The organism is Sorangiineae bacterium MSr11954 (assembly GCA_037157815.1).
Classification (GTDB): Bacteria; Myxococcota_A; Polyangia; order Polyangiales; family Polyangiaceae; genus Pendulispora; species Pendulispora albinea.
This window is the reverse complement of record CP089984.1, coordinates 11,346,252-11,372,067: the sequence shown is the minus strand read 5'-3', so window position 1 is coordinate 11,372,067 and position 25,816 is coordinate 11,346,252. Positions and strand designations below refer to the sequence as shown.

The 25,816-nt window shown below is 66.0% G+C and carries 22 protein-coding genes; 11 read left to right on the top strand and 11 right to left on the bottom strand.

The window, feature by feature from the left end; all coding sequences use genetic code 11:
• Positions 1–138 precede the first annotated feature (138 nt).
• On the top strand, positions 139–2,154 hold the full coding sequence (locus tag LZC94_44630) for a family 43 glycosylhydrolase (protein ID WXB14894.1): 2,016 nt from the start codon (positions 139–141) through the stop codon (positions 2,152–2,154).
• A gap of 84 nt (positions 2,155–2,238) precedes the next feature.
• Here the strand turns inward: LZC94_44630 and LZC94_44625 are convergent, their stop codons facing one another.
• The 3 genes from LZC94_44625 to LZC94_44615 all read right to left on the bottom strand — a co-directional run bounded on the left by LZC94_44625 (position 2,239) and on the right by LZC94_44615 (position 7,062).
• On the bottom strand, positions 2,239–3,900 hold the full coding sequence (locus tag LZC94_44625) for a M20/M25/M40 family metallo-hydrolase (GenBank protein WXB14893.1): 1,662 nt from the start codon (positions 3,898–3,900) through the stop codon (positions 2,239–2,241).
• A gap of 210 nt (positions 3,901–4,110) precedes the next feature.
• A complete protein-coding gene (locus LZC94_44620; GenBank protein ID WXB14892.1) occupies positions 4,111–6,135 on the bottom strand; it encodes a M48 family metalloprotease in 2,025 nt (674 codons plus the stop codon).
• A gap of 180 nt (positions 6,136–6,315) precedes the next feature.
• Entirely contained in the window at positions 6,316–7,062 is a 747-nt protein-coding gene (locus LZC94_44615) for a methyltransferase domain-containing protein (GenBank protein ID WXB14891.1), read from the bottom strand.
• Between the two features lie 213 nt (positions 7,063–7,275).
• Here LZC94_44615 and LZC94_44610 point away from each other — a divergent pair, with 213 nt between their 5' ends.
• Both LZC94_44610 and LZC94_44605 read left to right on the top strand, forming a co-directional pair.
• On the top strand, positions 7,276–7,776 hold the full coding sequence (locus tag LZC94_44610; protein WXB14890.1) for a TetR/AcrR family transcriptional regulator: 501 nt from the start codon (positions 7,276–7,278) through the stop codon (positions 7,774–7,776).
• Between the two features lie 166 nt (positions 7,777–7,942).
• Complete coding sequence (locus tag LZC94_44605) at positions 7,943–8,647, top strand: SRPBCC family protein (protein WXB14889.1); 705 nt, start codon at positions 7,943–7,945, stop codon at positions 8,645–8,647.
• A 24-nt stretch (positions 8,648–8,671) separates the two neighbouring features.
• Here LZC94_44605 and LZC94_44600 read toward each other — a convergent pair whose 3' ends face one another.
• Positions 8,672–9,088, bottom strand: a complete 417-nt coding sequence (locus tag LZC94_44600; GenBank protein WXB14888.1) for a helix-turn-helix transcriptional regulator — start codon at positions 9,086–9,088, stop codon at positions 8,672–8,674.
• A 75-nt stretch (positions 9,089–9,163) separates the two neighbouring features.
• Between LZC94_44600 and LZC94_44595 the strand changes: the two genes are divergently transcribed.
• Both LZC94_44595 and LZC94_44590 read left to right on the top strand, forming a co-directional pair.
• On the top strand, positions 9,164–9,655 hold the full coding sequence (locus tag LZC94_44595) for a nuclear transport factor 2 family protein (GenBank protein WXB14887.1): 492 nt from the start codon (positions 9,164–9,166) through the stop codon (positions 9,653–9,655).
• Positions 9,652–10,533, top strand: a complete 882-nt coding sequence (locus tag LZC94_44590; GenBank protein ID WXB14886.1) for an NAD(P)H-binding protein — start codon at positions 9,652–9,654, stop codon at positions 10,531–10,533. Before LZC94_44595 ends, LZC94_44590 begins: the two co-directional genes overlap by 4 nt.
• A gap of 16 nt (positions 10,534–10,549) precedes the next feature.
• Here LZC94_44590 and LZC94_44585 read toward each other — a convergent pair whose 3' ends face one another.
• Entirely contained in the window at positions 10,550–10,720 is a 171-nt protein-coding gene (locus LZC94_44585; protein WXB14885.1) for a glycoside hydrolase family protein, read from the bottom strand.
• Positions 10,721–11,001: 281 nt separating this feature from the next.
• Between LZC94_44585 and LZC94_44580 the strand changes: the two genes are divergently transcribed.
• From LZC94_44580 to LZC94_44570, 3 genes are all read left to right on the top strand, one after another.
• A complete protein-coding gene (locus tag LZC94_44580) occupies positions 11,002–12,366 on the top strand; it encodes a hypothetical protein (GenBank protein ID WXB14884.1) in 1,365 nt (454 codons plus the stop codon).
• Between the two features lie 26 nt (positions 12,367–12,392).
• Positions 12,393–13,769, top strand: a complete 1,377-nt coding sequence (locus LZC94_44575) for a DUF2403 domain-containing lipoprotein (protein WXB14883.1) — start codon at positions 12,393–12,395, stop codon at positions 13,767–13,769.
• A 72-nt stretch (positions 13,770–13,841) separates the two neighbouring features.
• On the top strand, positions 13,842–14,441 hold the full coding sequence (locus LZC94_44570) for a hypothetical protein (GenBank protein WXB14882.1): 600 nt from the start codon (positions 13,842–13,844) through the stop codon (positions 14,439–14,441).
• Between the two features lie 51 nt (positions 14,442–14,492).
• Here LZC94_44570 and LZC94_44565 read toward each other — a convergent pair whose 3' ends face one another.
• Complete coding sequence (locus LZC94_44565; protein ID WXB14881.1) at positions 14,493–14,906, bottom strand: MarR family transcriptional regulator; 414 nt, start codon at positions 14,904–14,906, stop codon at positions 14,493–14,495.
• A 157-nt stretch (positions 14,907–15,063) separates the two neighbouring features.
• Between LZC94_44565 and LZC94_44560 the strand changes: the two genes are divergently transcribed.
• Positions 15,064–16,149, top strand: a complete 1,086-nt coding sequence (locus LZC94_44560) for an aldo/keto reductase (protein WXB14880.1) — start codon at positions 15,064–15,066, stop codon at positions 16,147–16,149.
• On the opposite strand, the gene LZC94_44555 is transcribed toward LZC94_44560, so the two are convergent.
• From LZC94_44555 to LZC94_44535, 5 genes are all read right to left on the bottom strand, one after another.
• Positions 16,146–16,637, bottom strand: coding sequence for an SRPBCC domain-containing protein (locus LZC94_44555; protein WXB14879.1), 492 nt, complete (start codon positions 16,635–16,637; stop codon positions 16,146–16,148). The two genes, LZC94_44560 and LZC94_44555, sit on opposite strands and share 4 nt — an antisense overlap.
• Positions 16,638–16,740: 103 nt before the next feature.
• Positions 16,741–17,760, bottom strand: a complete 1,020-nt coding sequence (locus LZC94_44550) for an AraC family transcriptional regulator (protein WXB14878.1) — start codon at positions 17,758–17,760, stop codon at positions 16,741–16,743.
• A gap of 48 nt (positions 17,761–17,808) precedes the next feature.
• Positions 17,809–18,693 carry an oxidoreductase gene (locus tag LZC94_44545; GenBank protein WXB14877.1) on the bottom strand — a complete coding sequence of 295 codons (885 nt, stop codon included), beginning with the start codon at positions 18,691–18,693 and terminating at the stop codon, positions 17,809–17,811.
• 265 nt (positions 18,694–18,958) lie between these two features.
• Positions 18,959–19,213 (bottom strand): hypothetical protein, encoded by a 255-nt coding sequence (locus LZC94_44540; GenBank protein ID WXB14876.1) that lies wholly within the window; start codon positions 19,211–19,213, stop codon positions 18,959–18,961.
• A gap of 1 nt (position 19,214) precedes the next feature.
• Complete coding sequence (locus LZC94_44535; protein WXB14875.1) at positions 19,215–19,841, bottom strand: RraA family protein; 627 nt, start codon at positions 19,839–19,841, stop codon at positions 19,215–19,217.
• 153 nt (positions 19,842–19,994) lie between these two features.
• Here LZC94_44535 and LZC94_44530 point away from each other — a divergent pair, with 153 nt between their 5' ends.
• Positions 19,995–21,200 carry a hypothetical protein gene (locus LZC94_44530; protein ID WXB14874.1) on the top strand — a complete coding sequence of 402 codons (1,206 nt, stop codon included), beginning with the start codon at positions 19,995–19,997 and terminating at the stop codon, positions 21,198–21,200.
• 268 nt (positions 21,201–21,468) lie between these two features.
• Positions 21,469–25,779: an ATP-binding protein gene (locus tag LZC94_44525; protein ID WXB14873.1), complete on the top strand. Its 4,311-nt coding sequence runs from the start codon at positions 21,469–21,471 to the stop codon at positions 25,777–25,779.
• Positions 25,780–25,816: the final 37 nt, after the last annotated feature.

The window sequence follows — 25,816 nt, the reverse complement described above, 5'->3', positions numbered from 1 at the left end:
TAATGGTATCGATACCATGGCGAATGGTATCGATACCATTGACGCGCACGGGCTCTAGGGTCCCCACGTTTGACACGGCGCAGCGAACGGGTACCGCCCATGGGGTACCCCGCTGAACCCATGTGCAAGGAGAGCGATATGACCTCGATCGCAAAGAAAGTTGTCGTTGGTGGAACCACCGGTGCGCTGGCGGCGATGTTCGCGTGGGCGCTCCCGGGGCACTCGGCCATGGCGAGCGACGGGGACGACCGAGGTAGGGAAAGATGGCTCACATCGGCGCCGCTCGAGCACGTGTACGATCCGACGCCGCCAGGCGGTCCGGCGCGGTATCTCAACGATCATACGTTCATTCGAGGGCGTGATGGCACGTGGCACATGTTCGGCATCATCGGGGACGCGGCGCCGCCGGGCGAATTTCCCGATGGCGGCAAGGAGCTCGATTTTGCGCATGCGACCGCGCGCGATTTGATGGGACCGTGGACGACGCAGCCGCACGCGCTGCACGTCGATCGCAGCTACTACGGTGAAGATCACCTATGGGCGCCGCACGTCATCGAGAGCGAGGGCACCTATTACATGTTTTATGCGGCGGGCGGAAATGGCGCGGCGATCAACCTCGCCACCTCCACGGATCTGTTTCACTGGAAGCGAATCCCCAGCGGCCCGCTCTTTCGTGGATTGGTCGCGCGCGATCCGTTCGTGATTAAAATTGGCACCAAGTGGGTCATGTATTATTGCGAGCTCGCCGGCTGGGGCGGCCACCATATCGTGGCCGCTCGAACGAGCTCCGATTTGCTGCATTGGAGCGAGCCGACCACCGTCTTCACCGATCCCAATTACGACCCTTTTCCGTCCACCACCGAGTCGCCGTTCCTCATCCAGCGCGACGGTGTATGGTATCTCCTCATCGGTCCGCGCCGCGGTTACGTGGGCACCGACGTGTTTCGCAGTCGCGATCCATTCTCGTTTTCCATCGACGGCTATGCCGGGTATCTCCCGTCGCACGCCGCCGAGCTCGTCGAGGATCGGCGCACCACCTGGGTGAGCGGAGCTGGCTCCTTCGAACACGGCATTTATTTCGCGCCGCTCGAGTGGCGTCGCACACCGCCCGTCTGGCCCTCGCCCCAGAACCCCGCGGTCGCATTGGATGACACCGGCCGTATTCAGCTCTTCCTCGTCGACCCGGGGGACGGCCGCATTCTCCGGCGCAAGCAAATCGATCCCAGGCGCAACACATGGAGCTGTTGGGAGGTGTTCGGCGAGGCTTCGGGCGCCGCGCCCACCATCGGTCGAAATGCCGATGGGCGGCTGGAGCTCTTTGCCGTTGCCCCCGATGGATCGCGCCTGCTTCACCGCGTTCAGCTCCGCGCCAATGGCGATCGATGGGGCCAGTGGGAGACGTTCGGCGGACCTGCCGGCGCCGCGCCCACGGTGGCGCGCAACGCCGATGGGCGGCTCGAGGTCTTCGCCATCGGCCCGGCGGGCCGTGACGTGGCACATCGATGGCAAACGTCCGCGGGCGGCGATTGGAGCCAATGGGAAGTGTTCGGTACGGCGGCGGGCGGGCCGCCTTCGGTCCATGCCAATGCCGACGGGCGCCTGGAGGTGTTCGCGATTGGCCCGGGCAACGGATACCTCGCGCACCGATGGCAGACCACCCCCAGCGGCGGGTGGAGCAATTGGGAAATCATCGGCGGGCCGGCGGCCGCAACGCCCAGCATGGCCCTCGGCGCCGATGGCCGGCTTGGCGTCTTCGCCGTAAGCCCGTACGGCGCCGGCATCGCATTGCTCGCGCAGTCCTCGCCCAACGGCGGGTGGAACGATTGGCGGGGCTTCTCCTCGTGGGCCGATCCCTCGCCCACCTTGGTGCAAAACGCCGACGGGCGGCTGGAGGCCATCAAGGTCACGCCCGGCGGTGAATACATCCTGCACCGATGGCAGAACGGCGACGGCACCTGGAACGGGAACGACATCACGGGATGGCAATCGTTCGGCGGCGAGCCTGTCTCGAGCACGCCGAGCGCGGTTCGTGATCGCGATGGCCTCATTCACGTCTTTGCCATCTCCGCCAATGGCGCGGTGTTGTCGGAGATCGTCCAGGATGCACCGAGCAGCGGCTGGGGCGAGTGGAGCCGCGTGCGCATCGAGCATTGACGATAGGGAGAATCGCGAAGGCGCGCCAAGCGGGACAGGCGCGCCATTCACCTCGGGCGATCGCGTGGCGCCCGTGCGCCTCGGTCAATCGTCGCTGGGATCCTCGTACTTGAACGGGTTCGTCGGGGCGCTCTGGGTGGGCAGCGGCATGCGCGGCAAAGTCTTGTCGCTATTGGCCGATTGGAGCAGAAGGCCGGCGAGGATGACGGAAGCTTGCCGCATGTCCTCGGCCTTCAGGTGATCGAATGTATCGATGCTGCTGTGATGAATGCGCGATGAGTAATCGAGAGGGTCCTGAACGAACTGATAGCCGGGGACACCGACCGCCTGCATGAACTCATGGTCGGTGTCCCGGGTGGGCGATGCAACGACGGCGTTGGCACCCATGCTCGCGAACGGCTGCAGCCACTCGCGCAAGAGCGGGACCGCGGCGACATTTCCCTCGGCGTGGATGCCGCGGACTTTGCCCGAGCCATTGTCGATATTGAAATACGCGACGAGGTCTTTGTAACCCGGTCGCGGCTTGATCGGGAACCACTGATCCCAACGGAGCCATTGGTCGTTCCCATCGGGGGCATTCGCCGGGATGCGGGTCGCCAGGTACTTTTCCACGTACGACAAGGAGCCGAGGCAACCTTGTTCTTCGCCGGCCCACAGCGCGAACCGGATGGTGCGCCGCGGCTTGATCCCGATGGTCGCCAGGATGCGCGCCGCTTCCATCACCACCGCCGTCCCCGCGCCATTGTCCGCAGCGCCATCGCCCGCGACCCAGCTATCGAGGTGCGCTCCGGCCATGACATAGCCCGCGCGCGGATCGCTGCCGGGAATCTCGCCGAAAATATTGTACGCGTTGATGTCGCTGTCGTCGAACTTGACGGTGCTGTTGATCTCGATGGTGGGCGCGGGCCCGACCTTGGCGAGCCGCGCCAGCCGGCGATAATCTTCGGCCGCGACCTCGATGCCGGGCAGCGCCGGGGTGTCTCCAACGCGGTAGGCAAAGCTCTCGCCGTGCAGCAGCTTACCGTCGCGATACGACTTGCGCACCCAAGCCACGGCGCGCTCGGACTTGAGAAATGCATCGAGCTTGGCTCGGAACTTGAAGCGTTTGAGCTGACGTTCGCGCGCCGCCGGATCCACGTCAGGCTGCTCGATGCGATCGAGCTTGTGGATGTCGTCGTCTTTGAGCCGCTTGAAGGCCGGGTCGCCAGGCTCGTCGCCATCGCCAGGAAGGGATACGAGCACGACCTTACCGGCGAGCTTTCCGCGCCACGGCTCGAAATCACGCTCGCGTTTCATGGGCGCCACCACGATGGGCGCGCGGATTGTGCCATTGGTGCCCGGCGTCCATGCGAGGGGCATGGCGGTAAGCTGGATGACACGGGGCATCACCATGCGCACGCTGGACCATTGGATCGACCAGCCCCGGCCAAACGGAAAACCCTCTTTGTGGACGTTCTTGAGCCCCCAGCTCCGGAACTGCGCCTGCGTCCAGCCTTCCGCCTGGCGCATTTGCGGTGAGTTGGTCAAGCGGCCGCCGATGGAGTCCATGAGGTACTCGGCGGTTTGCATCACGTGCGAGTGTTGGAGGCCTTGATCCATCACCCGGTTCATATCGTCGGCTTGGGGGGCGGCGGCTTGCTGGGCGGCGGCGGGAACCGTGAACAAGACGAGCGGCACTGCCATCAAGAACTTACGCATGCTGCGGATCTCCTGCGCCTTTCGCCATCGAATTTTGCGAAGCGTCATGGATCGAGGCTGTCGTCCCTGCGACTCGCGGCGTTGAGCGAGTCGGATCATACGATACAATCGCATCTGGAACGAACATCGTTTTCGTGGGAAGAGGGCCAGCACACCACGTGTCCACCTTCCGTGACCCACGCAAACGAAGGCGCACGACGCGATGTGCGATGTGCGCCCGGGCCGGCCTGCGCTCGCCTGCGCGCGATCCGATATCCGTCAGGTATCGGCCAGGAAAATACCTTGGCCGGCGAGGTTGTCGCGGATTCGCAGGGTCATCTGCTCTTCGAGGCCCGCGCGATTGCCGAACAGGGACCAAGCCTCGCCCTCTTCCCCCGCCCCGGCGGGCTCGCCCTGCACCGCGAGGGCGTTGACCCAGGCGATGCGCTGATTGGCGGGAGGGTGGCTATCGTAAGGGGATGCCGCCCGCGAGTAGACCTTCTCGAACTCGTCGGCCAGGTCTTTCTCCGATGTTTGCGTTTCGGGCGTGTAGGTATAGAAGTTCGCGACGGCCACCTTCTTTTCGATGACCTCCTTGAGCGCGGCGCTCGCGTGCGCATCGAACCGGATGGATCGATCGATCACATGGCGGAGGCCGCGCTCGAACGACTCGGAGCCGTAGGCGAGCGCCGCCCAGCGGTCCGCCAGGATCTCTTGCAAGCGCGACGCGCCGTGCGAAATTCGCAAGAAGAGCGGATGAAATCCGCGCACGAACCACCACGCGGGGCTGAGCGCATGTGCGGCGCCGCCCCGGGCCAGCTCGAGGATCATGGTGACGAGCGAGCGTTGCATGGTGAGCGCAAACCCACCACCGGCCGTATCTTCATTTTTGAAGTGCCCATATTCGTGCGCCAAAACGGCCTTGAACGCGCGAACCGGCATCCCTTCGAGCACGGCCGCCCCGAGGATCAAGTGACGCTCCGATCGGGCGCCCAGCTTGAAAAAGCCTTGGCTGCGTTCGGTCACCGCCAGATCGGTGCCCGTGGTCAAGAAGACGCGGTCGACCATGCGTGTCCCGACCCGATCGGCCACCTCTTGGAGAACGCTCCGGAGCCGCGGCTCGGCGGCGAGATCGAGCGGCATGCCCGGGTCCTCGAGGGTGCGCGGGGCCACGATGGCCCAGAGCGATTTGAGCACCGCCCACAGGCTGACGAGCGCCACCAAGCCCAGGATGAGCACGAGCTTGATCGGGATCTGCCCGATGACCAAAAAGCCATAAAAAATGCCGCCCACCCCGGCGAAGACCCCCAAAAGGACCACAGGCAGCGACGCATAGAAATACATGCACGTAAGCCAAATCACCGCGCGATACACGCGTCGCAGGAGCGCCGGAGCCGACGCATGCTTCTCACCGGCTGCCGATATTTTCTCGGCGGCCTGCAGCACCAGCCGGCTGAGCACCCACCCGAGGCCCACCAGCAGCCCGAACCCCACGACCCAGAGCCCCAGGATCCACGCGCCGCGGATGGCGTAGTACCCCAAGCCGGACCTCTCCGCCTCGTCGATCTTCTTCGCGAGGTTTCGATACGCATCCTCGGGCATGCCGCGTTGCTTGGCGGCTTCGAGGGACTCGTGAGCCGCGGTCCATCGGCCTTCGGCCGCGGCGATGATGGCCCACGCGTAGTGGGTTTCGGCGTCGTCGGGGGCGATCTTCCTCAAGTGCTCGCCGTAGCGTTTGGCCTCCGGCAGATCCTTCCGCATGAACGCCACGTGCATCATCGTCAGGAGGATGATCGCGTCGTCCGGACGCGCTTCGACGGCTCGTTTGGCGTGCTGGTAGGCTTCGTCGAGATCGTTCTTTCCGGGCTTTGCCTGCCCGATGAGCGCCCCTGCCAACGCGCTCTCGCTCTCGGGCAAATCGCGTAGGCTGACGGCGCGCCGGCAGTGCGTCAGCGCGAGGTCGTCTTGGTTTTCCCGGAGCTCGACATGGCACAGCCGGCGGTAGGCGTGGGGGTTGTTCGGCAGCAGCTGAATGACGCGCTCGAAGCCCCGATGCGCCGAAGGCAAATCCCCCCGGTCCTGGGCCGCCGTTGCCTCGGTAAAGGTGCGCGCCGCGTCGGGGCTCTCCGCCGCCAGCTCGGCGGTGACCCTTTCCTCGTAGTCCGCGTCCCGCCCGTTCGCATCGCGCTTGCTCGCGTGGGCGGATCTCGCTCCTGCGAGGATGGCCAGGTTCATCAGGACAGCCACCACGAACAGGGCAAATCCGATGTTTGGAAAAAGCGCGTGTCGTCTGTGTGACGTCATCTCCGTGCTCCGTGTGCGGTCCGTGGTTTATGGCGCGATGGCAGAATACGCGGAAAGGATCCCCGAGCTTCCTGCTCACCATGATTCGGCCGGAGCGATTCGACGGTTGCGTGGTCGTGGGTTCGTCCGGGCAGGTGTCCGATTTCGTCCCGACCTACTTGCGGCACGTGCGGGCGGCGGTCACGCGGGAGGCGATGGAGTCGAGGCGGTCGAGGGCGACGAAAACGCCGCGAAGTAGGCGGCGCGCAGGCCGAGCTTGCGCTCGAAGACGAAGCCGGCGCGCGCGGCCATGTCGCACAGCGGCGCGAGGCGCACGCCGTCGGGATCGACCACCAGCGCCTCCCCCACCACGAGGCGGCCGTTCGGCTTGAGCACGCGACGGAGCTCGTTCAGCGCGGCCTCCGGATCGGGCAGCTCCCCGAGCACGCCGATCACGTACGCCGCGTCGAAGGCGGCGTCGGGGTACGGCAGATGCTGCGCGTCGCCTTGGGTGGTGACGATGTTGCCGATCCCGGCTCGCTCCGCGCGGTACCGAAGGGTGGCGAGCATCTCGGACTGGATGTCGAGCACCTCCAGCGAACCGCCGGGTACGAGCGTCGAGGCCATCGGGAGCGAATAGATCCCCACGCCGGGTCCCAGCTCGAGGACGCGCTCCCCGGGGCGAACACCGAGCGCCTCGCGCAGGCGGCCCACCGAGAGCGGCCAGCGGGGCAAGTAGAGCACCCAGCGCAAGGTGTACGGCATGGGGCTCGGAGTCCGCTGGCTCGACCAGCGCGCGGCGAGGATCGTCGCCAGACACGCCGATGCGCAGATGGCGGCCGCGGTCCGCTGGCGAAGCACCAGGGCCCCCAGCCCGGCGAGCGCGGTGATCCCGGCGGCCGCGGTCACCCAGTCGTGCAGTCGTGTCTTCATTTTCGCAGGGAGCATCGTGCAGGTCCTCTCGTCGCGGCGAGGGCGCGCCTCCATGGCGCTCGCTTCGCCGTGAGGCTAAGATTGTGAATCTTTGCTCACAATCCGCAGCTCGCCCGATGCTCGGGTTTTCAGAGGGTCAAAATGCGCGGCAAACGAAGGGTAAATCAGCCGAAACAGCAACGGGCGCGGGACACCATCGAGGCCATTATTCGAGCAACTGCTCAGATTTTGAGCCGCGAGGGGGCGGAGCGGCTGACCACCAACCGCGCGGCCGCGGTGGCGGGCGTTTCGATCGGATCGCTCTATCAATACTTCCCCGACAAGGAGGCCCTCATCGCGGAGGTCCGCCGGCGTCACGACGACGCCTTTCGAGAACGCCTCCTCGCGCTGACCGCGACGATTCAGGACCTGCCGCTCGAGGAGGCCATCGCGCGCTGCGTGCTCGCCCTCATCGAACTGCACCGCGAAGATCCGGCGCTGCACAACGCGGTGGCCGCCGCCGGCGTGCAGGACGGCGAACGACGGCTGCTGCACCAGCTGGCCGCGAGCTGGCTCCAAGCGCGCCGCGGCGAGGTGCGCTCGACGAACCTGGCGCTCGCCGCCGAGATCGCGCTGGACGCAGCCGAGTCGCTCGTTCATGGCGCCGCGCTGCGGACCCCCGAGCGGCTGGCCAATCCGGAGTTTGCCAAAGAGGTCATCGATCTGCTGAGGCGTTATCTGAGCCGCTGATCGACGGGGGCGTGGCTCGCGGGGCCGCCCGGAATCGGGGATCTCCGGCGCGGAATTCTGCGGGCGGACCGCGGTGCGCCCGCGTCGTCATGGTCTTGCATTTTTGCTCACGTACCTTGCGCGAATCGGCGTTGTATCGCTTTATAGCAAGCCTCATTCTTTGCGCATGACCAAGGCAAACAACGAGTCCAGCGCGCGCATCGCCATGTCCACCAATCCGTCCCGGTCGCGGAGCGGGGTGCGCGCCGCCACGCTCACCATCGCGCTCGCCGCCGTCGGCATCCTGTTCGGCGCCCCGTCGGCGCAAGCCACGGAGCAAGCCGCGCCGCCAACATGCCAGGGCGAGGGCATCGAGCGCGGGGCGCGCATCCGCGCCGAAGCCGATACCGTCATTCATGCGCCGCTGAGCACCATCTGGAACCTGCAGACGGACGTGGAACGTTGGCCGTCGTGGCAACCGGGCGTGCTCACCTCGAAGCGTCTCGACAGCGGTCCGCTGAAAAGCCAATCCGCGTTCCGGTGGACGACGCCGGCGCCGGCCACCGCGACCACCGCCGCCACGATCGTGGAGGTGACCTCCACCGTCCAAAAGATTCAGAGCAACACGTGCATTCTTTGGAACGGCCCCGCGGTCGGCACGGGCGTGCGCATCGACAAAGGGACCCACCTGTGGACATTCACCGAGGTCAAGGGAGGCGTCCATGTCCACACGGAGGAGACCTTCTCCGGAGCCCAGGTCGAACGAGAGGCCACCGCCGTGACCGGGATCCTTCGCGCAGGGCTCCAGATGTGGCTGCGCGACTTGAAGGCTGCCGCCGAAAAAACCACCGAAAAGGCCGCCGCCGAAAAGGCCGCCGAAGCGCGCCGTTGATCGGCCGAGCCGCCCCGCGGCCCCTCACCCGCGCGAGCGCTCCGACGCGAGCACGGCGCGCAGGCGCCCCTCGTGCTCGACGGCCCATTCGCACAAGCTCGCCAGCGGCTCGCTCAAGGTTCGCCCGAAATCCGTGAGGGCGTACTCGACGCGCGGAGGCACCTCGGGGAAGACCTCCCGCTCCACCAGCCCGTGCTCCTCGAGCGCCCGCAGCGTTTGCGTCAGCATCTTGGGTGAGACACCGCCGATCTGGCGTTGAAGCGCGCTGTAGCGTTTTCGCCCGTGCATCAACGCGAGGAGGACCAGCAATGTCCACTTGTCGGCGAGGAGCGCGAACGCGCGATGGACGATGCAGGTCTCGTCGAGGAGCGGCTTCTTCCCGATGCGCTCGAGCGCGCGTCCCACGATGTCCGGTTGCGGCAGGTTGCTCTTCGGCCCCAATGGTTACCTCCATGTTACTACCGCACTCGAAGGTGCATACTTCCCATTGGGTAGTGTCAACACCATCATCGGGCCATGGGCAAAAGCAAATGGCACGATTCCCCGCGGAGGGCTGCTCGCGAAGCGGCGGCCGCCCACTTGGAGCGAATTGGACGCGACTTGGAGGCTTGGATGGAGCTCTTCGATGAAAGGGCCATCATCGAGTTTCCCTACGCACCTTCGCTCGGCACGCCGGCGAGGCTCGAGGGAAAGGCGGCGATCCGCAGCTACATGGCGGACATCCTCCCGCAGATGAAGGACCTCGCCTTCACCGATGTACGCATCACGGAGACGCGCGATCCCGACGTGGTCTTCGTGGAGAGCCACGGAGAAGCGCACATCGACGCATCCGGCAGGCACCTCTCCCGCTATGCGCAAGATTACGTGATGCGTCTCGAGACCCGCGACGGCAAGATCGTTCACTACCGTGAATATTGGAATCCGCTTCCAGCGGTCCAGGCGTTCGGCGGAGCCGGTGCTCTGCGCGAGCTCCTCCAACCCTCCTCCGAAGGAGCACCCCGCGCATGACGATCGCCATCTCCACCGCATCCGGAAACATCGGCCTGCGCGCCGCCGAGAGGGTCATCGAAGCGGGCGCAAAGGCCGTCCTCTTCGCCCGCCAATCCGACAAAGTGGCCCACCTCGCCGCGCGCGGCGCCGTCATCGCGCCCATCAGCAGCGACGATGCTGCGGGGATCATCGCCGCGTCGGCCGGCGCCAAGGCGCTGCTCTGGGTCACCCCGCCGAAGCTCGACGAGCCGACCCTTCACGGTTGGTACATGCGCTGCGCCGAAGCCGCGCTGGCGGCCGTTCGCCAGAATGGGATCGCCCGCGTGGTGCACATCAGCAGCCTGGGCGCGGCCAGCGCCGGACCGGGCCTCGGTACGCTCACGTACGTGGCCGAGGTGGAGCGGATGTTCGACGAGGCCGTTGCCAACGTGATGCATTTGCGACCGGGCTTCTTCATGGAGAACCTGCTCCGGCGCGTCGAATCCATCCGGCGCGGGGTGCTCCACTTCCCCTTCGCGCCCGATCACGCGATCCCCTTCATCAGCGCCGACGACATCGGCGACGTCGCCGCCGCTTGCCTGCTCGACGATCGTTGGGAAGGGCATCACGCGCGCGATCTCACGGGCCCCGCCTATGTGACCTTGCCCGAGGTGGCGGCGATCCTCTCCTCCGCCCTCGGGCGACCCCTTCGCTACGAGCGGCAAAGCGTGGAGTCCTCGATCGCCCCCCTCGCCGCCTACGGCGCAACCCCGGGTGTGCAGCGGGAGCTGGGCGAGCTGCAGCGGGCGCTCTCGGATCCGGCGGGTCCTTATGCGCCGCCGCACACGCCCGGCGAGGTTACCCCTACGACCTTGGCGGCCTTTGCGACGAAGAAGCTCGGGCCCCTTTTTCCATAACCGCCCTCGCGCCCTTTCAGGGCCCCGTGCGCGGCAACGCGATGTACTGCTGCCCCAACGGCGAGAGCCCACCCGCCGTCGGCCGGAGAAGGTCGACGGCGGGCTGGGGATCGAAGCGACCCGTAAACCACGCATAACGGAAGACATGGGGATCGGCCTCCACATCCCACACCGCTCGAGAGGGCATCCAGGTCGGCCGCCGCGCGGAAGCCGTAGGCGACACCGCGTTTTGCCGTTTGCCGTGGAGCGCTCGCGTCGAAGGGAACGGGGGGCGCTTCCCCGTCTTTGTCGGTGCCAGCCCCCGGGCCCGCAGGCGATGAATCACCATTCGTGCGATCGGTCGTGGAGGAGCTCGTGCTGCACGCAAGCGCAAATGCGCAGACGAACGAAATGGGGTAACGCGGGAAGGAGGTTTGCATAGCGCCCGCGCTCTAGCAAATGGCCTACCGCCAACGAGGTGCATGGACGATGTCGACCACACGCAAAGTCGAATTCGGATTCATTTTCGTGTGCAGTGTTCTTCTCGGTGGTTGCGGGAGCAACGAATCCAATCCGGGCAGCACGAACGGGCCCGGTGCGAGCACACCGGACGCGTCCACCGGGTACGACGGCCCCGACACCCGCCCCCACGACGACTGTATTCCCGCGGGTATCGACGACGGTACCCCGTTCTCCAAGACGTACCGGGTGCGGCCCATCGGCACGACGTCGTTTCAAGGAACGAGCTACCGAATCGTCACGTCCATGCCGTGGACCTATGTCTTATCGAGCGTCCAATGCCATAAAAACTTTCCGATCGTCGAGACCGACACGCATTACATCGTCGATAGCAAGTTCGAATTGCCTTACATCAAAGGCGTGCTCGACGACGTGGCCTGGACGCCGGGCGTGAAAAATAAGGGCTGGGCCATCGGCTCGAACGACGATCCCGAAGCGCTCGTGAAGAAGAACGGGGCGATGCGCCCGTTCGTCTACCATGTCAACGCCGGATACGAGTACGGCTACTTTACCTACACCAATGATCCGCTCCCCGGAGACGGCATTCACTACTCGGCATTTCGCCCGACGTGGGTGGTGCACCCCAACGGCGCAGCGTACGACATGTTCTTCGTGAACCCGGCGAAGCCCGACGACCAGGGCTTCGCATGGCCGCGGCACGGCAACCATTGGGAGCTCGACTTCGGGCTCTACGTCGATCCGACGGGCCATGTCCATGTCCCCAAGCCGGCCAAGGCGAAGCTCGGCACATTGCTCGGATGGGACGATTACCAGGCCTGCGTCGTCATCAACAAGGGCAGCGCGCCCATTCCCACCACGCGCACCCAGTTTCCGGGAAATGAGTCGTATTACGCCTCCGAGACCTTTCTACCCGGCCACGCCGCACCGGGCGCGATCGGTCATCGGTATTGGGGCCAAAAGGGCCGAACGATGGAGCAAGTCGCCATTTGGGAGGACGACGGCGCACCGGGGCTCAACTCGCCGGGCAATTACCACAAGCCCTATTCGGGCGGGTGCGACACCAAGGGCTACAACTTCGCGCACGCCGAGGGCTTCACCTGGCCCGAGCTTCGCGCCGCGCGGACGAAGATGGGCGACGTTCCCACCCGTGCTCAACTCTACAAGGTAACCCTCTATCGGTACGAGGCAAAGACCCGGGAGACCAAGCTCCTCGGCACATTGTCGTACGAGCAGCGCGAAGGCGGCCAATGGTTCCCCACCGGCTCCGGCCCCGAGGCTCACTCCCTGAACGACAAGAACGGCCGCTGGATCATCAACGGCCCCGTCTTTCGCGACCGCGGCGATCACGTCTTCGCCATCCTCGAGGACCTTTGAACCTTGGCCCGGAGCGCGCGGTGAGCATGAACACCTTTTCCTTGCACGTTCGATGGCTGCGCGTCGCGGCGCTCGCCGTAGGCCTCGGCGGGGGAGCCATCGTGGCTTGCGGCACGAGCTCCGGCGATCTCCCCGGAGGCTCGACCGGTCAATCCGACGCCAGCGCGCCGCCGCAGGGCCCCGGGCCGGCCGGCGATCCGAATACGGGGGTGTGGACCGATCTCGGAAATACCCACGCCCCCGACCACACATCGGCGATCGCCACCAACGAGGGCGTGGTGACCCGCGGCGGGACCATGACCTTCACCAACATCGGCGCGCCGGGCTATTGGGGGCGCGTGATCGAGGCCGAGCCCGGCGATCCACGCTGCGACGTTCAATCGGAGACGATCCACTACGACTGGGGAAATGCGTTTTGCTGCCGGACCAAGCACGTCGTGACCTCGAATACGTTGACCCCCTTCAACGAGCAGATCACGATGGTGCTCGACGGCCCGCTGCGGGTAAAGCAAATGGCCGTCTACCAACCGCTCGCCGGCAACGGTGGCCCCTGGGCGATTCGCTCGTTCTGGGACCGGCGCGCGCCCGATCGCCCGTACAACCTTCATTTCTCGGGGCCGAAGAAGAGCACGACCTTCTCCGGGGATCTGGGAAATAGCTGCACCTTCTTTGCCATGCAGGAAAAGCCATTTCGGTGTGGCCATGGAAGCGATCCCTATTGCCCGGGCTCCGATCTCGACTTCGACGGCTGGCCCGGCTCGAAGCTGGTCGTCCTTTTGGCGTCGATGCCCTACGCGGACGATCCCACGATGAAGCCCTCGAGCTGCATCGGCGCAGGGCAAAACGAGCGCCAGCAGGACTCCCCCTGGGTGGGCATCGCGCCGTCGGAGCTCTCGCGCGACGGTTGGTCGGGCTACAACCCTTGCCACTGCTTCGCGAACACGAACGCCGCCGTGGGCGACGGCTGCGGGCAGATCAACGTCTTCGAGGTCATCGCCGAGGCGTCGGGCTCCAAATGGGGAAACCGCGACATCATCAGCACCGGCGTTCGCTCGTACCAAGTTGGCTCCTTGGGCGGGGCGACGTGCGGCATCGATGGCTGCCAAATCGGAAAGTTCCCGACCGACGCCGATCTGCTCGACGCCAATAGCCTCACCGCGATGCCCGCAGGCGCCGTGATCGACGCCGACCATCGCGCGACGGCCGCCGGCCCCGTCTGGCGGCGCGCACGGGACGATCGCTATTACCTCTTCTTGCTCGATGAAGCATCGCGCACCGTACAGGTCGCGGTCATCCATCCCCAAAGCGTCCCCGAGGCGGCCCGGACCATCGTCCCCGCGCTACCGAATACGCTTTCGCGCTCGGCCATCGAGGGATTCGTGCACCTGCGTCTGCCGCGATGAGTGGCTCGCGCCGCCCCGGCGCTGGGATCGAGGATGGCGGCACGACCGGGGTCGCTGTGGCATAGTGGGCGAATGTCACGCACAGACGTGGAGCCGGAGGCATGGGCGCGCGAGTATCTGCCCACATTGAGCGCGACGTCGCTCGGTTACGATTTTCCCGCGGGCGGATTGGATCCCTTCGACGTGCAGGAGCCGGAGACGCAATGGTTCGTCGATGCGCGCGGGTACACACGGGCGTGGAAGCACTCCGAGGGGGAGCGCGACGTCGTCTACATGAGCCCCCCGGAGTCGGAGTTCGCGAAGAAGGTCCCCATGGGGTACAAATACGTTCGCATCCTCGAGAAGCTGGCGGTGGTGACGCGCGGCCTCCTCGTGCGCGAATGGGCCGAGACGTCGCGCGCCCCAGCGAAAATGCTCGATGCCGGCGACTACTTCACGAGGTTCCCGTACCTCCTATACTTCAAGCGCCTTCGCGGACCCAACCTGTACACGCGCGGATGGCGCGAGCTCGCGCGCACCGCCACCAGCTGGCCCCCTGTGAGGCTGGGCGAAATCCTGACCCTCCCCGCCACGAACTACCGAGCGGCGCTCGCGCTCGCCTTGGGTTTCCCGCCGGAGACCGACGAGGCCATCATGGTCGTTCGCGTGCTCGATCACTTCGGTTATCACTGAGGGCACGCCCGACAGGCGCCCCGCGCCTCACGTCGAGGTGACGCGTCGTTTTCAACCTTCGGCCATGCGCTCGAGGGCGCGTATCAGCTCCGTGCGTTGCGCCTGCGTCAATCGCGCGAGGCGCTCGCCGAAGGCCTCGTCGAGGATTTCACGCGAGGCCTCCATCGCCTTCCGCCCCGAGGGGGTGAGGGTCAACCGAAAGCGGCGCAGATCGTCGGGCTGCATCTCGCGGCGAAGGTAGCCCGCGGCCTCCATGCGCTTGACCATGAAGGTCACGGTCGGCTTGGGGGTCAGCATGGCGCGCGCCAGATCGGCCGGATTGGGGTGCTCATCGAGCTCTCCGAGCAGGAAGAACTCCTTCATCTCGAGCCCGTGCTCGCGCACCCGCGGCTCGACCTCGTGCATGACCGACATGAGAAGCTCGAAGTTGAGCTTCCAGATCTGCCATGGCGAAGTCTTGCGCATTCTTGCCTTCCGCTCTTGACGACCAAGCGCCCCGCACTAGAACTAGTTCCATCTTGAACCATTCAAGGTAAAACTGTCCAGGGATGAACTGTTTCGTCCTGGAACTAACCTAGCACGAACGAAGGGCGCTGGCGATATTCGGCGCAAAAGGACCACCATGCCTCTCGATCACTACGTGACGCTCGGCCGCTCGGGGCTGCGCGTGAGCCCGTTCTGCCTCGGCGCCATGACCTTTGGAGAAGATCTCGGCTGGGGGACCAGCATCGAGGAGTCCGAAGCCATCCTCGATCGCTTCATCGAGCTCGGTGGCAACTTCATCGACACGGCCAACATCTACACCAAGGGTCACTCGGAGAAGATCATCGGCGATCACCTGGCGCACGATCGCAGCAAGCGCGATCGGGTGACGATCGCCACCAAGTTCAGCGGCAACTTGTACATCGGCGACCCGAACGGCGGCGGCTCCAACCGCAAGGCCGTGATCGCGGCTTGCGAGCAATCGCTGCGGCGGCTGCGCACCGATTACATCGACCTTTATTGGCTGCACAATTGGGACAAGTTCACGCCCATCGAGGAGACCATGGCCACCCTCCAAGACCTCGTGCAGTCGGGGAAGGTGCGCTACATCGGGGTCTCCGACACGCCCGCGTGGAAGGTGGCGCAGGCCCAGCTCATCGCGCAATTCCGCGGGTGGACGCCGTTCATCGGTCTGCAAATCGAGTATTCGCTGCTCGAGCGCACCGTCGAAGGTGAGCTGATGCCCATGGCCGAGGAGCTCGGCCTCGGCGTGACCCCGTGGTCGCCGCTGAAGAGCGGCATCTTGAGCGGCAAGTACACACGAAAGAACGCCGGCACCGTGCAACCCGATCGCGGGCCATGGGCCGCGCGCCACCTCGAGGAGAAGAGCTATCGGGTGATCGACGAGCTCGAACGCATCGCCCAGGAGCTCGACACGACCGTCGCGCGCGTCGCGCTATCCTGGGTGCAGTCGCGGCCGGGCGTGTCGTCGACGATCATCGGCGCGCGCACCTTGGCCCAGCTCGACGACAACATCAAGGCGCTCGAGGTCAAGCTCCGTCCCGAGCAGTCGGCGGCGCTCGACGCGCTCACCGCACCGACGCTCAACTTCCCGGCCGAGATCCTGGGCATCGCGTCCTCCCTCCACGCGGGCGGCACCATCATCAATGGCCAGTCCACGCAGCTCCTTCCGTTTGGTCCCTCCAAAAAAGGCGATCACTACTAGGGTGCGACACACGCCGAGACGGACGTGAGATAGCGCACGAGCCAACCGAGCGCCGTCTCCCAATCCGTCTCGTGCATGCGGCACAACGGGACGTCCTCGCCAAAACCTTCGTGCCGCACCGTGAGACGGGTGCCGCCGTCGGTGGGCTCCAACAGATACGCGACCGTGCTGACCCGGTTCCAACGCAAGTTCCAGGTCTGCACCAGCTTGCGCGCGGGCTCGATCTCCAGAATTTCGCCGTCGGTGACGAAGGTCCTGCCCTCGGGCATTCGTCCCTCCACGCGCCAAGCGCCGCCCGCGCGCAAATCGGCCTGATAACCGATCATGCGGTACTGATCGTCCGATCCCCACCAGCGTGTGATGTCCTCCTCTTGGGTGAGCGCGTAAAAGACGCGCTCGGGGGATGCCTCGATCTCCACCGAGGCCAAGACGATGCCTTTGGTCACATCGGCGACCGCACGAGCTGCGCCCTTGTTCCATGTGCTCATATGCCCTCCTCCGTCGACCATCGTTGCTTCCGCAGCTTACCTCGCATCGCCCCATGTCGCTCGGGCTCGCTGCGCAGCGGTGAGCGTGGGAGAGAGCGTCCTCTCAGCGCTCGGATTTGCGCGAACGAGGGGGTGATTTGCGCCAACGAAGAGGCGTCGTGCCCTCCCATGTGTGAAAGGCGCGCGCAAAGGAGTTTACCTCTTCGAAGCCGAGTAAAAAGGCGACTTCGTTGGGCTCGAGATCCGTATGGGCCAAGAGTCGCAAGGAGGTGTCGCGGCGAACGTCGTCGAGCAGGCCTTGGTACGTCGTGCCCAGCTCCTCGAGGCGGCGCTGGAGGGTGCGCGCGCTGAGGTGCATATCGGACGCGATCGTTTCGACGCTGGGACGCTCGCCGTGCAGGCGGCGGCCGAGCGCCGTTCGGACGTCGTCGGCCAGGGAGCGCGCCTCGGGGCTTTCGCGCAGGGCGGCCTCCATGCTCGGCAGCATCAGCGCGAGGAGATCGGCGTTGTACGTCTGGAAAGGCCGCTCGAGCTCCTGCTCCTTCAGCACCAGGGCGTCGAGGGGCGCATCGAAGCGGATCGCGCAGCCAAAGTGATTCCGCAGCATCGCTTCATCGGCCCGGCGCCGTGCGAGCTCCACGCGAACGGGTGTCATCGGCGCGCCGGAGCCGCGTAGCCCCAGCGCGATCAAGGTCGCGAATGTCACGTCGACGAGCCTCATGGGCAGCGCGTCCTCGATGTGCATCCAATGAAATCCGACCTTGGCCTCGCCGCCCGCCGTCTCGATGGATATGCGCTCCGAGCAGACGAGGCGCTTGTAGCGCGCGAACTTCTTCAAGGCCTCACCAAAGTTCGGCGAGTGCAACGCGCTCATCGAGACGATGTCCAGCTGGTGCGGAAGCGCCTCCGACCCGATGCGCAAACCGATATCGGGCCTGCCCGCGATCTCCTCGATGGCGCGCCAGAACGCGAAGAGCTCCTCGGGGGTGATGCGCGCTCGCGGCGGCGACCTGCCCGATGTCCCCGATGGCTGGGGCTTCGTCTGGAACCGAGATGGTAGGATGCCTGCGCGCTCCAAGACGCGCGGCACATCGACCCCCAGGGCGGCAAGGCGATCCAGCACGACGCTTGGCATGGGAATGGGCTCGCTGGGCACGTCGGTTCTCTGGTTTTACCCTTTTTTCGCGAGGAGCATCTTGGCGACCGGCGTCTCCGCGAAGTCGGCCAATCCATCGAAGTCCGTGGACACGCTGAGCGACCTCCACGTTGCGTCCTCGGCCGCGCGCGCCCCCGCCACCACGCCCGCGAGGAACACGGCGTCCGAGCCCGCAAGCACGCGCAGCGGCGGCTCCTTCTCCGAAGCAATCCGAAGAACGAGCTCCGCCACCTTGCGAGGGTCGCCGCGCATGACATCCTCGGCGTGGCCGACGCGCTGCCGGAACGCACCGATGGTCGCTTGGTAATCGGGATGAACCTCGTCGATGCGCATCGACGGCCCCGCCCAATCCGTTCGCATGCCGCCTGGCTCGACGATGGTGACGCGAACGCCGAGGGGGCCCACTTCTTTGGCGAGCACCTCCGAGAACCCACCGACGGCCCATTTTGCAGCCTGGTAAGCCGCGAGGCCGGGCGATCCGAGCCGCCCGCCAATCGACGAAATCTGAATGACGTGCCCGGCCCGCTGCTCGCGCAAAACCGGCAGCGCCGCGCGCGTAACATTCACGACACCAAAAAAATTCGTATCGAACTGCGCGCGAAAATCCTCCTCCGGCAGGTGCTCGATCGAGTTCACATTGGCATAACCCGCATTGTTGACGACCACGTCCAACCGTCCGAACGCCGACACCGCCAACATGACCGCCCGCCGCGCCGCCGCAGGATCCGTTACATCGAGCGCGACGGCGCGCACGCGATCGCCATATTCGGTCGCGAGCTCGCGCAAATCCTCCACCCTGCGCGCGGTCGCCACCAACCGATCGCCGGCCGCGAGCACGGCCTTCGCAAGATCGCGGCCGAGGCCGCGTGAGCTACCGGTAATGAGCCAAACCTTCGACATGAACGCACCCATCCTTTCACGATTGCCGCGGCGCCCTCTCTCTTCTCGGAGCGCGCGACGTCGACGGGATGAATGATGAGGCTCGGCCCGCGTTGGGACGAATCGGATCGCGCCAAAGAATCATCGGATCGCGACACGTCAAATATTTGAAATTATTGCACAAAACGACACCATGCCGACCAGACGCCCGGCCGAGGCCGTGACCCTCTTGCGCGGCGCCCTCGCCAAACCAAACGCCAGCGCGGGCGCGCGCCTCTTCCGCCCGTCACGAGACGATGATCGGCTCCTGCACCTCGGGCGCGCCGCATTCGGCGGCCCCCGTCCACACGAGCAAATTGGGCAGAACGCGCGCTACGCCGCCGCCGTGCGTATGACCGCAGAGGACGTGCATGGTGCACTCCGGTCGCTCGGCCATTGCGCTCTGCAGCACATCGCCTACGGCCGCGCACGTGAAGTACGACAGCCAATCGGGGCCGGAGATTCGTCCACCGTGCCAGCACGCCGCCTCGAACGGTGGCACGTCAACCGCCAAACCCCTTGTCGCGCAGAATCGCGTCGATGCGGGCGCGGTGGGCGGCTTCCCATGCTTCCAAGGTTTCGCTGGCCTCTTTGACGGCGCGCTGTTGGGCCGACGCGAGGATGGAGTCGGCTTTGGCGAGAGGCACGACCGCGATGCCCTCTTCGTCCGCCACCACGATATCGCCCGGCGCCACATGGACCCCGCCGCATCGCACGGCCTCGTCGAGGGGAGCCACCTTGTCTTTGGCGCCGGGAATGGGAATTACGCCGCGCGCGAAGACGGGAAAACCCATCTCGCGTATCTCGGCCAGATCGCGAATGACCCCGTCGATGATGAAGGCGGCGATGCCACGTTTTTTGGCGACGGCGCAGACGTTTCCCCCGGCGACGGCGTAGTTCGTGTCCCCGCCGGCGTCGACGACGACGATGGCCCCCGGTGGCGCACGGTAGATGGCCGCATGGAGCATCAGGTTATCCCCCGGCTCGCACCGAACCGTGTACGCGGGCCCCGCGACGCGCGGCATCGCCGCCCACAGAGGGCGGATGGTGATGTCCATGATCTGCTCGCGCGTCAGAACGTTGGCGAGCGCGGTGGGGGATAGCTCTCGAAAGGGTTGGTACGCGTTCATGAGCCCGAAGAGTATGACGCGCTCTCACCTGGCTCGTCATCCATTCGGCACGCGCGCCGCCTCGCGCTCGGGAGCGGCTCTTCTGCGGCGAATCGTCTTGCTCGAAGGGAGCGTACGAGGAAGATTTTACGGGATGAGCCCGTACGAATGGACATGCAGCGCTCCGTAGCCCTCGCTCTCGGCCTTGCGGCGGTGGGGCTTGCCGGGAGCGGCGGCGTCTACATCGTGTCGTTTTGGGTCTCTCCGCTCTCGACGGCCGTGGGGCTGACTTTGTTCGCGGGCGCGTTCGTCGCCGTCTTCTTCTCGGCCTTCTTGCACCCGAGAACGCGGTTTGGCAGCTCGGGGATCGCCCTCGCGGCCGAGGACGTCGAGCACGGATCGCCGCAGTGGCCGAAAATGCTTCGATATGCTGCGCTCGGAGTGCTCGTCCTCAGCGTGATCGCGGCTGGCGGATTGCATTGGGGCCACGAAATGAACCTGTCGTTCGACCACGGCGACTTCGGCGCGTCCGTCGAGTATGCGCGGGTCTTTCTCGCCATGGCGTTGGTCCTGTACGCCATCGCGCTCGAGACGGCGATTTCGGCCATGATCGCGCGACCCATGGCTCCTTTCGCGCTGGAGGCCCGCACCGCCCGTTCGACGGCTTCACCGCGCGCCGAGGCGAGCGCGTGCTCGCGGTGCGCCGTCGCGCTCGCGCCGAACGAGAGGCTCTTTTCGCACGATGGCCAGCCGCTCTGCGATCGGTGCCGCACCGTGGCCGACGCGCACGAGCAGATCGACCGCGCTCACCGGGCCGCCGTGGAAAATACCGTCGATGAGTACGGGAAGGTCAGGCTCGTTGCCGGCATCGTTCGAGAACATGCCGCGCGCTGGGCCGCGCAAGAGCACGCGGCGCTCGCTCGACTACCGACCTCGCCCCCCACGGCCACCGCCACGATCCGCTGCGCAACGTGCAAAGAGCCCGCGGCGCGCGCGGCGACGACGCTGAATCTCGAGGGAGAGCCCATGTGCCCGAGGTGCGCGGCCGTCTTCGATCCCGAGGAGGCGCGCCGCGAAAAAGAGGGCAGCCTCTGGCGCGGATTTGCGCTCGGTTTTGTCTTTTCGGTATTCGGTATTCTCTACGTATTCGCCGTTACCCGCCGCCCCGCCGATAAGAAGGGCGCCCTCGGAGGGTTCCTCACCGGCCTGCTCCCCGGAGCGATCTATTTCGTCACCTTTCATCAGGGCGGCGTCGGCGTCGCCTTCATGATCGCCTGGAGCGTGGCCGTCGCGGGTATCGTCCTCGGGCCGCTCTTCCGGTTGCGTGCGCTGCGCACGCAGCGTAGGAACGAGAACGAGGACGAGACGTTTCGAGCGTAGCCACGCTATTTTTGGCGATGGGTTCGTCAGATGGTCGCCGCCAGGCGCAGCGGCGTACGAGGGCGCGAGCCCGAAGCGCGGGCTCAACCAATTTGCTTCGAGATGACCTTCTTCTGGCCTTGGCCGGGCACTCTGTAGAGAATCCAGCCATGGTGGTCCACATCGAATGGTTCAGCTTCGACTCGGATCGAGTTGGCTCTTCGCGCTCCATCGCGGCGGCGGATGCCTCGTGCGTCGTGGCGCTTCGCCGCGCGCGAAGGGAGCGAGCATGACGCACGCACGGGAGTCCGCCACGTCGAACGGTTCTCCGGCGCCCGAAGCATCGTCGCTCTTCGCGCACGGCGGCGAGATGGGCGCGATGATGAGCAACATCGATTGGGCCTCCACGCCGCTCGGCGCGGTGGAGGGCTGGTCGCAAGCATTGCGCACCATGGTCGGACTGTTGATGCGGAATCGATTCCCACTCCTCCTTTGGTGGGGCCCGAAGTTCATTCAGATTTACAACGACGCCTACAAGCCTATCCCTGGAGCGAAACATCCTCGCGCGCTGGCGCAGCCCGCCGCCGAGTGTTGGGGCGAGATATGGGACATCATCGGCCCCATGATCGAGGCGCCGTTCCGGGGCGAGCCGGCCACGACGAGCGATGATCTCTGCCTCTTGTTCAACCGGAAAGGGTTCGTCGAGGAAGCGCACTACAAGGTGGCCTACAGCCCGGTCCCCGATGAATCGGTGCCCTCCGGCATCGGTGGCGTGCTCGCGACGGTGGCCGAGACCACCGAGGAGGTCTATGCCCGTCGCCAGCTCGCCACCTTGCGCGATTTGGCAGCGCAATCGTCGTTGGCGAAGACCGCCGAGGAGGCCTGCGAGATGGCGGCGCGCACGATGGAGGCGAACGACAAGGACATCCCCTGCGCGTTCTTCTATCTCCTGGAAGCCGATGGGAAGGTGGCCAAGTTGGTCAGCCTCGCGGGGTTGGTCGAGGGGGACTCCTCGGAGGGCACGCCGCCTCCGAGCTTCCCGCTCGATGGAGAGGCGCATGGCTGGCCGGTAGGGCACGTCATGCGCGACCGGCGCGGCGCCGTGGTGGATCTCGGCGCGTTGCAGCTGCCTTGCGGCGCGTGGGATCAAGCCCCGCGGCAGGCCGTGATTCTGCCGCTCGCCGCGCCCGATCAGCCGCGAGCGTACGGCGCCATGGTGATCGCGGCGAGCCCTCATCGTGAGCTGAACGAGCAATACCAGAGCTTCTTCGAGCTGGCGGCCGAGCACGTGGCATCGGCCATCCGCAATGCGCGGGCGTACCAACAAGAGCGCGAGCGCGCGGAGAAGCTCGCCGAGCTCGATCGCGCGAAGACGCTCTTCTTCAGCAACATCAGCCACGAGTTTCGCACCCCGCTGACCCTCATGCTCGCGCCCATCGAGGACATGCGCAACGAACAGAGGGTCCCATCGGAGGCCGAGGGCGAGCGCATCGATCTTCTTCACCGGAACGCGCTCCGCCTCCTGAAGTTGGTCAATACGCTCCTGGACTTCTCGCGCATCGAAGCAGGTCGCATCGAGGCCTCCTACGAGCCGACGGATCTCTCCGCGTTGACCGCCGAGCTGGCGAGCAACTTTCGCTCGGCGCTGGAGCGCGCGGGCCTGGGGCTGGACATCGATTGTCCGCCTTTGCCCGAGGCGATCCATGTCGACCACGACATGTGGGAGAAGATCGTCTTGAACCTGCTCTCGAACGCCTTCAAGTTCACGTTCGATGGCACCATCCGGGTGCGGCTGCGCGCGGTCTCCGGCGGCGCCGAGCTCGAGGTGAGCGACACCGGTACGGGCATCGCCGAGGCCGAGCTGCCGCGCCTCTTCGAACGCTTTCACCGGATCGAGGGCGCGCGTTCGCGCAGCTACGAAGGCTCGGGCATCGGGCTCGCGCTCGTGCAGGAGCTGGTGCAGCTGCACGGCGGCGGAATCCAAGTGAGGAGTCGCCTGGGCGAGGGGACCACGTTTTGCGTTCGTATCCCGGACGGCACGGCGCATTTGCCAAAAGACCGCCTTCGCGCGGCCCGTACCCTCCAATCCACCGCGGTCACCGCGGGCGCCTATGTCGAGGAGGCGCTGCGCTGGGTGTCGGCGCCTGCCGCGGAACCTGCCGCGTTTCGGGCGAGCCCTCGGACATCGACGTCGAACGAGCCTCTGCAGCGTATCCTCGTGGCGGACGACAACGCCGATATGCGCGATTACCTCGTACGGCTCCTCCGCGAGCGCTGGGAGGTGCAGGCCGTGAGCGACGGTCAAGCCGCGCTCGAGGCCATCCGCCAGAACCCTCCCGACCTGGTGTTGTCGGACGTGATGATGCCGGGGCTCGATGGCTTCGCGCTCCTTCGCGCCCTGCGCAGCGATATGTCCACGCGCGCGCTCCCCGTCGTCCTCTTGTCCGCCCGCGCCGGCGAAGAGGCGACCGCCGAGGGGCTCAAAGCCGGGGCCGACGATTACCTCGTCAAGCCGTTCACGGCGCGCGAGCTCTTCGCCCGCATCACCGCTCGCTTGGTCGCCGTCCGGGCGGCCCGCGCATCGAACGAGCAACGAACGAACCTCTATCGCGCCTTCATGCAGGCGCCTTTTCCGGTCGCCATCTTCCGCGGCGCCCAGCACGTGATCGAGCTCGCAAACGAGGCGTGCCTGAACGTCTGGGGTAAGACGGCGGAGATCCTCGGGCGGCCGTTCGTGGAGGGCGTCCCCGAGATCCGCGATCAGCCATTTCCGAGCCTGCTCGACGGTGTTTATCGGTCGGGGCTCCCGCATCATGGCCAATCCGAGCTCGCGTGGCTCCCGATTGGGCCGGGCGGCCGGCTTCAGGACTTCTATTTCACCTACGTCCTGGCTCCGCTCCTCGATGCGCGCGGCGCGGTCGATGGAATCATGGTGTGCGCCTTCGACGTGACCGAGCACGTCCGCGGGCGACAGCGGGCGGAGGCCTTGACCGCGGAGCTGCAGACCAGCACCGAGGCGCTGCACCAGAGCGAGAAGCAATTCCACACGCTCGCCGACACCATGCCGCTGCTCGCCTGGTACGCCGACCCCGACGGGCGCATTCCCTGGTACAACCAGCGCTGGTTCGAATACACGGGGATGAAGCCCGAAGAGCCCGAGGGCTGGAGGTGGGAGTCCGTTCACGACCCGGAGGATTTGCCGCGGGTCGTCGCGAAGTGGACGGCGGCGCTCGCGAGCGGAGAGCCTTGGGAGGACGAGTTTCGCTTGCGGAGCCACGACGGACAGTATCGATGGTTTCTCTCGCGCGCCATTCCATTGCGCGACGCGCGCGGCCGCATCGTCCGCTGGTTCGGGACGAACGTCGATGTCGACGACCAAAAGCGACTGCGCGAAGAAGCAGAAGTCGCCAATCGATTGAAGGACGAATTTCTGGCCACCATGAGCCACGAGCTCCGCACGCCGTTGAACGCCATCCTCGGATGGGCCGCGCTCCTCCAAGACGGCGACCACGATCCACCGACCCTCGCGCGCGCGCTCACGACCATCGAGCGCAACGCCAAGTCGCAAGCCCGGCTCATCGAAGACATCCTCGATGTCTCGCGCATCATCAACGGCAAAATGCGGCTCGATATGCGGCGGGTGGACGTGAAGGCCGTCGCGGACGCCGCGCGCGACGTCGTGCAACCTGCCGCCGAAGCGAAGAGCGTCGGGTTGACGGTGGAGGTCAAGGCCGAGCGGAACGTGGCGCTGGTGGGCGACGCCGATCGCCTTCAGCAAGTCCTATGGAACCTCCTCATCAACGCCGTGAAGTTCACCCCCTCCGGCGGCCACGTCTCACTGCGCGTCGAGCGCGTCGGCAACACGATGCGCTTCATCGTGCGCGACACGGGCAGAGGCATCCCCGCGGCGCATCTCCCGTTCATCTTCGAGCGATTCCGCCAGGTCGATAGCTCGATGGCCCGCAAATACGGTGGGCTGGGGCTAGGCCTCGCGATCACCCGCCACATCGCGGAGCTTCATGGCGGCTCCATATCGGTCGAGAGCACGGGCGAGGGCCACGGCTCGACATTCATCGTCTCGCTCCCCATCCGCGCGATCTACGAGGCCGAGCTGGAGGCGCGCGCGGCCGTCCCCGCGGAGAGCTCGGACTGGTCCGCGACCCCGCCATCGCGAAACGCGACCTTGCTGGTGGGGGTCGACGTCCTGGTGGTCGACGACGACGAGGACTCGAGGGTCATCGTGCAGCAGGCCCTCACGCGCGCGGGCGCATCGGTCAGCACCGCCGACTCGGCGCGCGCGGCCATGGATCTGCTCAAAGGACGTCGGGTCGATGTGCTCATCAGCGATATCGGGATGCCCGAAGAAGATGGCTTCGCGTTCATCCAGCGCATTCGTTCGCTGCCGCCCAATCGCGGGGGTATCGTCCCCGCGATCGCGTTGACCGCGTACGCCCGCAGCGAGGACGCCGCGCGTGCGTTGCGCGTGGGCTATCAGCGGCACCTCGCCAAGCCCGCCGAGGTCGATGCGCTCGTTCGGATGGTGGCGGGCCTGGTCGAGCGAAACAAGGAGAACGAGGCGAGCGGGGAGATGGCCGGCTAGCGCCGCCGAGACGATCCGCGGGCGCGCGGCGGCGCCG